This window comes from Paucibacter sp. Y2R2-4 (assembly GCF_025717535.1).
Classification (GTDB): Bacteria; Pseudomonadota; Gammaproteobacteria; order Burkholderiales; family Burkholderiaceae_C; genus Paucibacter_A.
The window spans coordinates 555,059-567,619 of record NZ_JAJIRO010000002.1 but is presented as its reverse complement, the minus strand read 5'-3'; the positions used below and the strand labels follow the sequence as shown (position 1 = coordinate 567,619).

The following is a 12,561-nucleotide window of genomic DNA, read 5'->3' as shown; positions in this document are numbered from 1 at the left end:
GGAACTCTTGCTTGTTCAGCATGTAGACACCAATGGCCCGGCCGATGCCGGCGCTTTCGGTCGCATCGGGCAAGTACTCGACCAAGGCTGTGACCAAGAAATAGTTGCCTGGATCGGGTTCCAAGGTCAAGCCCGAGGCGTCTGCGACGTCGCCGATCAAATCTGCGGTTTGTTTGATCAACTGGTGGTGACGCAGCTGGTTTTCTTTCAGGTCTAGTTTCTTGGCAGCAGCGTCTGTGTCCAGCTTGTCGAACTGCTCCTTGATGGTTTTCAGTCGGCCGGCTGAACTGGCATAGATTGGGTCGGCAAGCGCGGGGCTCAGTTCACCCAGCAATTGCCTGACCGCTTCGCGTTGTTTGTTGCGTCCAGCTTCGCTGTCTGGCCCGCCACTCAGCCAGAGCCGGGTAGCCATGCGGTGAGCTTGCAGCGCTTTCATGAGGTCCAGCGCCGAGTCCACATGCTTCAAACCGACCAGCTCGCCCTTGGCGACTTCCACGTCGCTGAGCGCCTGTTTGAGCCTGAGTGCTGTGGGTATGCCCGCCAACACTAAAGCAATAAGGCCGAGGATGGCAAACTTGTGCCATAACTTCAGATTTCGCAGGATCTTGTTCATGTCTTTCAACCTGTCTTCCCTGAGCTGTTGTTGACATCGACGATGTGGTGCCCTGATGCAAGGGCGGGGTTAGTGCAGCTTTAATGCTGCTTGTGTGTTTTTAGATGGGTGTTCAAGGCCTGGCGAGCTCTGTGGCCGCCTTCGATTGCCGCCGCGAATAGGCCCGACACATCCAGTAGCAGGGCAACTTCGCCCGAGCCCAGGATGGTGGAACCGGCCAGCGCTTTCAGGTGCTGGAAGATGCTGGACAGGGGCTTGATGACGGTTTGATGCTCGCCCATCAAGCGGTCCACGATCAGGCCCACGCGCGTCGGGCCGTCGCGCACCACCACCACACTGCGGCGGCGGCTGAAGTCGGGCTTCACGCCGTAAAAGCGCGCCAAGTCCAACCAGGGCAGGACTTCACCGCGCAGATTAAAGGTGCCGCTGATGCGGGCCTCCTCTGGGTTGCTGCATTCCGTTGGCACGTCAATGCACTCGGCCACTGCCGCCAGCGGCAAGACATAGTTGACGCCGCCCACCATGGTCAGGAAGCCGTCGATCATGGCCAGCGTCAAAGGCAGGCGGATCTGCGTAAGCGTGCCTTGGCCAACTTGGCTGCTCAGGCTGATGGTGCCGCGCAAGGCCTCGATGCTGCGCTTGACCACATCCATGCCGACACCCCGGCCGGAAAGATCGGTGATCTGCTCGGCGGTGGAAAAGCCGGGCTGAAAGATCAGCTGCCAGACCTCGTGGTCAGACAAGACCTGACCCTCGGCCACCAGTTCGCGCTCGACGGCCTTGCGAAGAATGCGATCTCGGGCCAGGCCGCGGCCATCGTCGCTGACCTCAATGACCACGGCGCCGGCTTCGTGATAGGCGTTCAAGGCCAAGCGACCGCTCGGGGGCTTGCCGGTGGCGAGGCGCTCCTCAAATGTCTCGAGCCCATGGTCCATGCTGTTGCGCACCAAGTGCATCAGCGGGTCGGCGATGGAGTCGACCATGGATTTGTCCATTTCGGTATCGCCACCGGTGACGATCAGCTCCACCTCCTTGCCCAAATGCTTGGAGACATCGCGCACGACGCGCTGGAAGCGAGCAAAGGTCTCGCCGATGGGCACCATGCGCAAAGCCAGGGTGCCGTCGCGGGTTTCTTGCACCAGATCCATCACGCGTTGGGTGGCTTCCAACAAGACCTCGGCGCCTTCTTGGTGAGCAATCATTTGTGCGCCGGAGCCGGCGATCACCAACTCACCGATCAGGTCAATCAGCTTGTCCAACTTGTCGGCGCGCACGCGGACGAAACGGGTCTCGTCGCCGGCACGGCGATCGCGCCCACCTTCGCGGCGTTCACCCACACCACTGCGGCGGTCGCCGCCGCGTTTGACTTCGCCCTCGGCGCTTGGAGCGCGGCGTTCGATGTGGGGGATGGGGGGCGGCGCTGCCTCCGCTAGGGCTGCTTCGGCCGCTGTGGACGGGGCTTCCAAGCGCACCTCGAAGGAAATGCCCATGGATTGCCAGCAGTCGAAGAGGGCCGTGCGGGCATCCGCATCGTCGCCGCAGCGGCGCGTGGCCAGGTCTTCAAAAGCTGCTGGAGCTGCGCCCGGCGGCAAGATCACCACATCGCTGTCTTCGACGGCAAATTCAAACACCTGCTCGATGGCGCAGTGGCTGGCATCGCTGTCAAAGCGCAACTCAAAGCCCAGGTAGCAGGCCTCGGCGTCCAAAGCGTCCAGCGCTGGAACCGCCAAGGTTTGCGTGCGAATGGCTTTGACCTCGCCCAAGGTGCCCAGATAGCGGATGAAGGACAGTGGGTCCAGCCCGTTGCGTAGCGCGTCCGGCAAGAAGCGCAGCGAGAGATGCCAGCTGCGCTGCTGTGCCTGCTCGGCCGTTTGCGGGGCCGCGACTGGCGCCGTCGCCGCAGGCCTGGCGGGCTCGGGCTGGCCCAACAGCGCGCGCAGGCGAGCCGCCAAAGCGGCGCTGCTGGCGGCGACCTCTGGATCGCTTTCGCCGCTGCGTACTTCGCCTAGCAGCGATTCAATCTGGTCACGGCTTTCCAGCAAGGCACTCATCACATCGTCATCGAGCTGGCGCTTGTTGGCGCGCAGGGCCTCCAGCAGGGTCTCGGCTTCGTGGGTGAAACTGACCACCGCATCGCATCCGAACATGCCGGCCGTGCCTTTGATGGTGTGCGCCGCACGGAAGGCGGAGTTGAGGCTCTCGGAGTCGGAAGGGTCGCCCTCCAGGACCAGCAGGCCTTGCTCGAACTGGCGCAGCATTTCTTGCGCTTCGTCGAGAAAGCCCGCGCGCGCAATGGCCAGGATCTCGGCGTCGTCGTCGGTCATAGACATGGCTGTTCTTCCTGCGGCTGGGTTTCTAGCTCGGCGGGCGAAGGCGAGAGCGGCAAGGGCTTCAGCGAGGCGTCCAGCCCATAGCAGCGCAAGGCAGCCAAGACGACAGCACTGGGTTGATGTAATTGCAACTCGGCCGCCTTGTCTTGCAAGCTGCGTTGGGTGGCCAGCAGCAGTTGGATGGCCGCACTGTCAAAGTCGCTGACGTTACTCAGGTCCAAGCGCAAGACGCTCGATTCGAGCCCTTGCACAGCTTCGAGCAGCCGTTGATGTTGCTCAGCGGCTTGAGCAATCGTCAATTCAGGGCCTAAGGCCAAACTTGCGGGCGCGGCACTGGCCTCGCGAGCGACGGATTCGTCAACTTCTTCAGCTTCCGGCATGGCTTGCTCCCCGGGACCTAGGGGCCCCAATCAAACCGCGATCTGTTTTATGAGATGGACGGGCTCAAACGCAAAGGCGGTTGACTGCGTCCACCAATTGCGAGGGCTGAAAGGGCTTGGTGATCCAGGCCTTGGCACCGGCTGCGCGCCCCTCGGCTTTTTTGGATTCTTGAGACTCGGTGGTCAGCATGATGACCGGCGTGAACTTGTAGGCTGCCAGGGTCTTCACATGCTTCAGGAAGGTCAGGCCGTCCATATTCGGCATATTGACGTCGCAGACGATCAGATTGATCTTGGCCCCATCCAGCTTGCCAATGGCGTCTTGCCCATCGACCGCCTCGACGACGCTATAGCCCGCCTTTTGCAAAGCCAACTTGACGACGGTACGAAAGCTGCCGGAATCATCAACGACCAGAATTGTCTTGCTCATGAGTGCCTCTTTGTGGACTGGGGGGACCGGTTTAAAGAAAGAAGAAACTAGAAATACTCAACCTTGCTTTGCTGGGCTTCGGGAGCCTGGCCATGGTGGAACAGGCGTTGTTCATCGGTGGTATAGGTCGCTTCAAGCGCTGCCAACCAGGCTTGGGCATCGGCGGGCTTGGCCTGCGTCATTTGGGGTAACTGGTGGATGAAGCGCTCGGAGTCGTGGTGAAGGACTTCCACCATTTGCGAAACCCGGTCACCGAATTGAAGCCCGTGCAGCGCGTTCTCGCACTGGGTTTGGATCTCGGCGCCGATTTGCGTCAGCTGACTCAATTGCTGCTCGGCCTCGGGGCTTTGGTTTTGCGCAGACAAAGCCTGGATCTGTGTGCTCAGCTGGTCTTGCAGGCCCATCACGCTGGAGAAGCTGCCCAGCAGTTCCACAGTGCCGGATTGCACGCTGCTTTGGATGGCCGCCAGCTGACGACTCCAGACGGGCACGACGGTGCCCACCATCAAAGCGGCGCCGCTGTCAGGAGCTGGGGGGGATGGTTCGCTTGAAACAGCGTCTGCAGGAGTGCCCCAGTGGGGCTGGGCCATGCCAGCGCAGTCCTTGGGGACGCTGGGCTGCTCTTGCAGCTGCGAGAGGGTGGCGGCACTGAGGGCGCAGGCAATCAGGCCCAACCATTGATGCAGCCAAATCAAAGCGATGGCGAGTGCGCAAAGCAGTAGCAGCACCAGCTCCGAGCGCAGCTTCAACGGCCCCAGGCGAATCGTTCTTTGATTTTTGCCCAAGTCACCCCCCGATCGACGACTCATTCACAGCCTTTCTGAGTTCAGCCGAGCGGGCCTGAACTACAAGAGACGACTTCAACGATGCGTGAGCGCTAATTTCCTCATGCTGAACGCATAAGGAAACAGAGATAAGCGACTAATTTATCAAGCTAGCGCGAGGAATGGGGGAACTTTCTTGTGCGATGTGACAGATATCACAAGAGTGCCGCGCTAGGGCCATGCAAGGGCCGAGCTCAATCGGCTGCCGCCGCGAGGGGCAGCTTGGGCAGTTCTTTGCCGGGGCGGCAAAGCGGAGTTGGCCTCACCAGGAGTGGCGCTGAGGCGCCGAGGCCCCAAGACTGGGGCCTGAAATCAAGACCGGCGCGCCGCGACTTGGCTTATTGCCGCTCGCCTATTTGGTCGCGCGCCGGTACTCGCTTAGCTCTTGTTGACGGAGCTAACGGGCGGTGCACGCATCACGCGTGTCTTGCCGCCGGTAGTGACGAGGATGACGGCTTCGCCCGGAGTCAGCACTTCGCTGCCCTTGGCTTGCACGATGGCGCGACGCTCGCCATTGCGCAGTTGCACCAGCATTTCGACCGCTTCTTCCTTGGTGACATTGCGCTCAATCGCATTGCCCACCGCTGCGCCGGCTAAACCGACCAAGACGCCGGCGATCTGCCCTTCAGTCCGGCCGCCGACATTGGAGCCCGCCACCGCACCGACCACGCCGCCGGCGACTGCGCCAACACCGCTTTGGGAACCATCGACCGTCACGGCGCGAACCGACAGCAGGGTGGCGTCTTGCACCTGCGACATGCGCTGCGCTTCATTGCGTTGGATGACATCGGGGTTGGACGTCGAGCAAGCGCTCAGCATGGCGACGGCCAAAACGCTGGCCGCCAGTGCGAACTTATTCATCTTCATAGGGATCTCCGGGTTCAGGCTTTGGTAAGCCAACTAACGGGACCGATTGTGCCGCCGTTGACGATCGGCCGTTTGTTGGGCTCAAAGGCTTGTTTTTTGCTGCGCAAAGGCGCACTTGGCGGTACTTGTGGCCACCGAGCGGCCTTCAGTCTCAGGCGTGCAAACGGCTGGAGCGCGGCACGCTGGCCAGCAAAAACTCCATTTGGTCGCTCAGGATGCGGCGGCCGCGAAGAATCATGTCTTCATGGAGATTGGGCACATAGGGGAGGTAAAGCAAGCTCATATGCGCCTCTTCGGGCAAGCGGTTGCCCTTGCGGCCATTGCAGCCTCGGCAGGCGGTGATGCAGTTCATCCAGCTGTCGGCGCCGCCGCGAGAACTGGGTTGAATATGTTCGCAGGTCAGATCGTCGGGCTTGAAATGGTGGCCGCAGTAGGCGCAGACATACCGGTCGCGGGCGAACAACTTGGCGTTAGACAAGGCCGGCGCATGCCGCCAAGCCCGGCTGGGCACGGCGCCGCGAACGGCAATGATGGGGTGGACCTCGATGCGCGATTGCAGGCCGCTGATGCGCTGAAACCCGCCGCGCAAGACATGGCAAGGGTCGCCCAGCGTCCAGGCGATGCCGTCATTGGCGTAAATGACGGCCGCCTCTCGGGTCGTGATCCACGCTTGCGGTCGACCAGAAACATCCAGTTGAAGCACATCCACGGTGTTGACCTCCAAGCCGCAGCGTACTGCAATAGTGCGTACTGACTCAAGCCTGGGCCACGGCTGCGAGCCGCTTCAGCAACACGAAGCCGAGCTTCAACAAGCTGTCATCAGCAGCTCGCAGACTGGCGAGTTCCTTGTTCGTCTGAGCGAGGTCGGCATTCGGTTTTTAGTGCTTTCCGCCTAAAAATCACGCCAAATATTTGGACAAGGTCCCCTAGCTTTCTGCAAAATAGAACGATCGTTCGTTTTATTATTGCGCTTCTGCTCAAGCCTAGGAACCACCTGTGTCTGTGACCGTACCTTCAAACGCCCAAGCTAGCCAGGCCTCAGAGCCGGTGGTCAAGCCTGCGCGCGTGGTGCGTTCGCTGCAAAAAGGCCAGCACACCCGGGCCATCATTCTTGAGGCGGCCTTGGGCCTGGCTTCGCACATGGGCTTGGAAGGTCTGTCCATCGGCGCGCTGGCCGATGTGACCAAGATGAGCAAGTCCGGCGTGTTTGCTCATTTCGGCTCACGCGAAGAATTGCAAATTGCCGTGGTGATGGAATACCACGCCAAGTTCGAGGAAGAAGTGTTCTTCACCGCCATCCGTGAAGAGCGCGGTCTGCCGCGCCTGCGGGCGCTGTTCGAGCGCTGGGTGCGGCGCGTGTCGGTCGAAATCGACTCGGGCTGCATCTATATCAGTGGCGCGGTGGAGTTTGACGACCGGCCCGGCCCGGTGCGTGACGCCTTGGTGGCCATGGTCAAGGCCTGGCACGCTGCTCTGCACAAGGCCATTGTGTTGGCGCAAGAGGCCGGGCATCTGCACGCCGATGCTGATGTGCAGCAGATTCTGTTCGAGTTGCACGGCCTGATTCTTTCCCTGCACCACGACGCACGCTTTATGCGCAACCCCGGCGCCGTGTCCCGCGCCAGCCTGGGCTTCGAGCGCACGATTCAGTACTACGCCACCGCGGAGGGCCTGGGCGTCGAGGCCGCCCGCGCCACCCCAAAACCAAAACCAGGGGCCGCCGCCAAGAAGCGGTCCTGATTTCCCCAAGTTCAACCTGGAGCAAGACATGCCGATCTACAACCCACCACTGCGCGACATGCAATTTGTGATGCACGAAGTGCTCAATGTGGTCGACGAACTCAAAATGTTGCCGGCGCATGCCGACATCGATGCCGACACCATCAATGCGGTGTTGGAAGAGGGCGGCAAGTTTGCGGCCGAGGTGCTGGCGCCCTTGAACCTGAGCGGTGACGCTGAAGGTTGCAAGCTGGACAAGACCACCCACGAGGTGACGCCGCCCAAGGGCTTCAAGGAAGCCTATGCCAAGTATGTAGAAGGCGGCTGGCCGGCGCTGGGTTGCGACCCCGAGTACGGCGGCCAAGGCCTGCCGCTGGTGGTGAACCAGTCTTTCTACGAGATGATGAACTCGGCCAACCAGGCCTGGACCATGTATCCCGGCCTGAGCCACGGCGCTTACGAGTGTCTGCACGCCCACGGCACGCCCGAGCAAAAAGCGACCTATCTGCCCAAACTGACCAGCGGCGAGTGGACCGGCACCATGTGCCTGACCGAACCGCACTGCGGCACCGACCTGGGCCTGCTGCGCAGCAAGGCCGTGCCGCAAGCGGACGGCACTTACAAGATCACCGGCGCCAAGATTTTCATTTCGGCCGGCGAACACGACATGGTCGAGAACATCGTCCACCTGGTGCTGGCCCGGCTGCCGGATGCGCCTGAAGGCTCCAAGGGCATCTCGCTCTTCATCGTGCCCAAGTTCCTGGTGAATGCCGATGGCAGCATCGGTGAGCGCAACGGCATCTTCTGTGCTGGCCTGGAGCACAAGATGGGCATCCACGCCAACTCGACTTGCCAGATGGTTCTGGAAGACGCCGTTGGCACCATGGTCGGTCAGCCCAACAAGGGCCTGGCCGCGATGTTCGTGATGATGAACGCCGCCCGCCTGGGCGTCGGCAACCAGTCGCTCGGCCTGACCGAAGTGGCTTATCAGAACGCCGCTGCCTACGCCAAAGACCGCATCCAGATGCGCGCCCTGAGCGGACCGAAGTCGCCCGAGAAGCCGGCCGACTCCATCATCGTGCACCCCGATGTGCGCAAGATGCTGCTGACCGCGCGTGCTTACGCCGAAGGCGGCCGCGCCCTGTCGACCTATGTGGCGATGACCTTGGACAAGGCCTTGGCTTCGGACGATGAAGACGAGCGCAAGGAAGCTGAAGCCGAAGTCTCGCTGCTGACGCCCATCATCAAGGCCTTCATCACCGACAACGGCTGGATCTCCACCTCGCACTGCATGCAGGTGTTTGGCGGCCACGGCTTCATCCACGAGTGGGGCATGGAGCAATTCGTGCGCGATGCCCGCATCAATATGATCTATGAAGGCACCAACACCATCCAGTCGTTGGACCTTTTGGGCCGCAAGATCTTGGGTGACAACGGTGCCAAGCTGAAGAAATTCGGCGCCAAGATTGCTGCCTTCGTTGAAGAAGAGGGCACCAATGAGGCGATGCAGGAGTTCATCAACCCGCTGGCTGACATTGGCGACAAGGTCACCAAGCTGACCACCGAGCTGGGCATGAAGGCCTTCGGCAACCCCGACGAAGTGGGCGCCGCCGCTGTGGACTATCTGCGCGTTGTCGGTCACCTGACCTTTGCCTACTTCTGGGCCCGCATGGCCAAGGTGGCGCTGGCCAAGAAGGACAGCGGCGACAAGTTCTACATCGCCAAGCTCTCGACAGCGCGCTTCTATTTTGCGAAGCTGCTGCCCGAGACCGCTACCCTGATCCGTACCGCGCGCGCCGGTCTGGCGCCGCTGATGGAAATGGAAGAGGAGCTGTTCTAAAGCCCGCTGCGGCCCCCTTCTTTTTGCCTTCTGTCAGAGTTCATCAAGAGTTAGCCCTAGATCCTGTACAACAAGGGCCATTTCCAAACGGCCCACTCAAACTTCTAATTGGAGACACCATGAGATCTTTTGTTGCCGCTGCTGTTCTGAGCCTCGTAAGCACTATTGCCATGGCTCAAGCCAGTCCGGTGGGTCTGTGGAAGACCATTGATGACGATGGAAAGACCGAGAAGTCGCTGGTCCGCATCACCGAAAACGGTGGCGTGCTGACCGGCACGATCGAGAAGGTGTTTGATCCCGCCAAGCAAGACGCCAAGTGCGACAAATGCACCGATGACCGCAAGGACAAGCCGGTCACCGGCATGCAGATCATTCGCGGCGTCAAGCAAAGCGCGGACGACAAGTCGCATTGGGAGGGGGGCGAAATTCTTGACCCCAACAATGGCAAGTCCTACAAGACCCGCTTGAAAGCCGTCGACGGCGGCAAGAAGCTGGAGATGCGTGGCTATATCGGTTTCTTCTATCGCACCCAGGTCTGGGTGCGGGCCGAGTAAGCCCTGTTGATTCCCTGGAGCCGGCCTCGCATGCGCTTGAGTGCCTGGCTCCTTTAGATTTTTAGGAGAAGTCCGTGAGTCGATTCCAAGTTCGCAAAGTCGCCGTGCTCGGCGCTGGCGTGATGGGTGCGCAGATTGCTGCGCATTTGGTCAACGTCAAAGTGCCGGTGGTGCTGTTTGATCTGCCCGCCAAAGAGGGCCCAAAGAACGGCATCGTCACCAAGGCCATCGACGGCCTGAAGAAGCTCAAGCCCGCGCCGCTGGGCGATGTGGCCGATGCCGCGCTGATTCAGCAAGCCAATTACGAGGAACACCTCGAGCTGCTGAAGGACTGCGACCTGATCATCGAGGCGATTGCCGAGCGCATGGACTGGAAGCTGGATCTGTACACCAAGATCGCTCCCTTCATCGCCCCGCACGCCATCGTGGCCTCCAACACCTCGGGCCTGAGCATCACCAAGCTGAGCGAAGTGCTGCCGGAAGCCATCAAGCCGCGTTTCTGCGGCATCCACTTCTTCAACCCACCGCGCTATATGTACCTGGTGGAGTTGATCAACACCCCGACGACGCGTCCGGAAGTGATTGACCAACTGGAAGGCTTCGTCACCACCGCCGTCGGCAAGGGCGTCGTCCGCGCCAATGACACGCCTAACTTCGTGGCCAACCGGGTCGGTATCGCCGGCATGATGGCAACGATGATCGAGGCAGAGAAGTTCGGCCTGTCTGTGGACTTGGTCGACGACCTGACCGGCAAGAAGCTGGGCCGCGCTTCCAGCGGCACCTTCCGCACCGCAGACGTGGTTGGCCTGGACACCATGGCCCATGTGGTCAAGACCATGCAGGACAACCTGAAGGATGACCCCTTCTTCAGCACCTATGCCACGCCCAAGGTGCTGGCTGGTCTGATCGAGAAGGGTGCGCTCGGCCAAAAGGCCGGTGCGGGCTTCTACAAAAAGGTCGGCAAAGACATCATGCGCCTGGACTTCGCCACCGGTGAATACGTCGCCGGCGGCAAGAAGGCCGATGAGATCGTGGCTCGTATGCTGAAGAAGCCGGCCGCCGATCGCATCAAGCTGCTGCGTGAGTCGAGCAATCCGCAGGCCCAGTTCCTCTGGTCCATCCTGCGTGACAGCTTCCACTATGTGGCTGTGCATCTGGCCAGCGTGGCCGACACCGCCCGCGAAATCGACTTCGCCATGCGCTGGGGCTTCGGCTCGCAACAAGGCCCCTTCGAGCTGTGGCAAGCCGCCGGTTGGAAGCAAGTGGCAGAGTGGGTGGCTGCCGACATCGCCGAAGGCAAGACCTTGTCGAGCGCGCCGCTGCCGGCCTGGGTGTTTGAAGGTCCGGTCGCCGAGAACGGTGGTGTGCACAGCGCCAATGGTTCTTGGAGCGCAGCCGAGGGCAAGTTCAAGGGCCGTGTCGAGTTGCCGGTCTATGCTCGTCAGGCCTTCCCCGAGCGTCTGGTCGGCGAAGGCGCCGTCGAGCCGCTGAAGGCCGGTACCGAGCTGTTCAAGAACGAGGAAGTGCGCGTCTGGACCTTGGACAACGAAGTCGTCATCGCCTCCATCACCGCCAAGCTGCACCTGATCAGCCCCACCGTGACTGAGGGCCTGCTGAAGGCCGTCGAGATCGCCGAAGCGAGCTACAAGGGCCTGGTGATCTGGAGCCCGGACGATGTCTTCTCGGCTGGCGCCAACCTCGAAGCGCTGATGCCGGTCTTCATGAAGTCGGGTGCTAAGGGCATCGCGCCGGAAGAGAAGAAGCTGCAAGACATGATGCTGCGCGTGCGTTACGCCCAAGTGCCGGTGGTGGCTGCCATGCGCGGCCTGGCCCTGGGTGGCGGCGCCGAGCTGGCCGTGCACTGCGCACGCCGTGTCGCGCACATGGAAAGTTATGTCGGCCTGGTGGAAGTGGGCGTGGGCCTGATCCCCGGTGGCGGCGGCCTGACCTATATCGCTCGCCGCGCAGCCGAAATGGCCGCAGCCGGCAACTCTGGCGTCGATCTGTTCGCCTTCTTGAAGGACGGTTTCACCACCGCAGCTACAGCCAAGGTGGCGACCTCGGCCCTGGAAGCCAAGAAGAACGGCTTCTTGCTGGACAGCGATGTGATCGTGCCCAACAAGGACGAGTTGCTGCATGTGGCCAGCGCCCAGGTCAAGGGCTTGTTCGAGTCGGGCTACCGTCCGCCGCTGAAGGCTCTGTTCCCGGTTGCCGGTCGTTCAGGTATCGCCACCATCAAGGGTCAGTTGGCCAATATGCGTGACGGTGGCTTCATCAGCCAGCACGATTTCTATCTGGCCAGCCTCATCGCCGATGTGGTGTGCGGCGGCGAGGTCGAAGCCGGCTCGCTGGTCAGCGAGGAGTACCTGATGTCGCTGGAGCGCAAGCACTTCTGCTCGCTGCTCGAGAACCCCAAGACGCAGGAACGCATCATGGGCATGCTGCAAACCGGCAAGCCGGTTCGCAACTGAGTCTGAGTTGATCAGAGACTGATGATGACCTCGGCTGCTCCAAACAGACTGGTTCGCACGCTGCAACGCCTGGAGGCTTTGCCCGCTGTGCTGCGCCCGGCCGCGCGCAATTTCGCGCTGCGCCGCGCCGTGCCCTTCACCGGCACGGCGGGCCTGGACTTTGTGGCCTTGACGCCGTCTCAGTCGGACATTCGCATTGCCAACCGCCGCCCGGTGCAAAACCACATCCAGGGCGTGCATGCCGCTGCCATGAGCTTGTTGGCCGAAACGGCCACCGGCATGGTGGTGGGCATGAATGTGCGTGATGACTGCCTGCCGCTGTGCAAATCCATGCGAGTGGATTTCAAGAAGCGCGCCACCGGTGCTCTGCGCGCCGAGGCTCGCCTCAGCGAGGCCCAGCGCCACAGCATGGCGACCGAGCCCAAGGGCGAGGTCACGGTGGCGGTGGTGGTGACGGATGAAGCCGGCGTGAACCCGGTCGAATGTGAATTTGTTTGGGCTTGGATACCCAAGACCCCCAAAAACTGAAAGGT

General features: G+C 61.4%; 11 protein-coding genes. 5 read left to right on the top strand and 6 right to left on the bottom strand.

Annotated features, from left to right (window positions below; translation table 11 throughout):
* Window positions 1-693: 693 nt before the first annotated feature.
* The 6 genes from LNV06_RS09450 to LNV06_RS09425 form a co-directional block, all read right to left on the bottom strand.
* The gene (locus LNV06_RS09450; protein ID WP_263537999.1) at window positions 694-2,943 is read right to left on the bottom strand and encodes a chemotaxis protein CheA; all 2,250 of its coding nucleotides are present in this window, start codon (window positions 2,941-2,943) and stop codon (window positions 694-696) included.
* Window positions 2,934-3,323, bottom strand: a complete 390-nt coding sequence (locus LNV06_RS09445; protein WP_263537998.1) for an STAS domain-containing protein — start codon at window positions 3,321-3,323, stop codon at window positions 2,934-2,936. Before LNV06_RS09445 ends, LNV06_RS09450 begins: the two co-directional genes overlap by 10 nt.
* A 64-nt stretch (window positions 3,324-3,387) precedes the next feature.
* Window positions 3,388-3,753, bottom strand: a complete 366-nt coding sequence (locus tag LNV06_RS09440) for a response regulator (protein WP_263537997.1) — start codon at window positions 3,751-3,753, stop codon at window positions 3,388-3,390.
* 47 nt (window positions 3,754-3,800) lie between these two features.
* Window positions 3,801-4,562: a hypothetical protein gene (locus tag LNV06_RS09435; protein ID WP_263537996.1), complete on the bottom strand. Its 762-nt coding sequence runs from the start codon at window positions 4,560-4,562 to the stop codon at window positions 3,801-3,803.
* A 393-nt stretch (window positions 4,563-4,955) separates the two neighbouring features.
* Complete coding sequence (locus LNV06_RS09430; protein ID WP_263537995.1) at window positions 4,956-5,444, bottom strand: outer membrane lipoprotein; 489 nt, start codon at window positions 5,442-5,444, stop codon at window positions 4,956-4,958.
* A 151-nt stretch (window positions 5,445-5,595) separates the two neighbouring features.
* The gene (locus LNV06_RS09425; RefSeq protein ID WP_263537994.1) at window positions 5,596-6,153 is read right to left on the bottom strand and encodes an HNH endonuclease; all 558 of its coding nucleotides are present in this window, start codon (window positions 6,151-6,153) and stop codon (window positions 5,596-5,598) included.
* A 338-nt stretch (window positions 6,154-6,491) separates the two neighbouring features.
* On the opposite strand from LNV06_RS09425, the gene LNV06_RS09420 reads away from it, so the two are divergent.
* The 5 genes from LNV06_RS09420 (at window position 6,492) to LNV06_RS09400 (ending at window position 12,556) form a co-directional block, all read left to right on the top strand.
* Window positions 6,492-7,184, top strand: coding sequence for a TetR/AcrR family transcriptional regulator (locus LNV06_RS09420; RefSeq protein WP_263538341.1), 693 nt, complete (start codon window positions 6,492-6,494; stop codon window positions 7,182-7,184).
* Between the two features lie 28 nt (window positions 7,185-7,212).
* A complete protein-coding gene (locus tag LNV06_RS09415; RefSeq protein WP_263537993.1) occupies window positions 7,213-9,003 on the top strand; it encodes an acyl-CoA dehydrogenase C-terminal domain-containing protein in 1,791 nt (596 codons plus the stop codon).
* 119 nt (window positions 9,004-9,122) lie between these two features.
* Window positions 9,123-9,557, top strand: a complete 435-nt coding sequence (locus LNV06_RS09410) for a DUF2147 domain-containing protein (protein WP_263537992.1) — start codon at window positions 9,123-9,125, stop codon at window positions 9,555-9,557.
* 74 nt (window positions 9,558-9,631) lie between these two features.
* Window positions 9,632-12,028 carry a 3-hydroxyacyl-CoA dehydrogenase/enoyl-CoA hydratase family protein gene (locus tag LNV06_RS09405; RefSeq protein WP_263537991.1) on the top strand — a complete coding sequence of 799 codons (2,397 nt, stop codon included), beginning with the start codon at window positions 9,632-9,634 and terminating at the stop codon, window positions 12,026-12,028.
* A 24-nt stretch (window positions 12,029-12,052) separates the two neighbouring features.
* Window positions 12,053-12,556, top strand: a complete 504-nt coding sequence (locus LNV06_RS09400; protein WP_263538340.1) for a DUF4442 domain-containing protein — start codon at window positions 12,053-12,055, stop codon at window positions 12,554-12,556.
* Window positions 12,557-12,561: the final 5 nt, after the last annotated feature.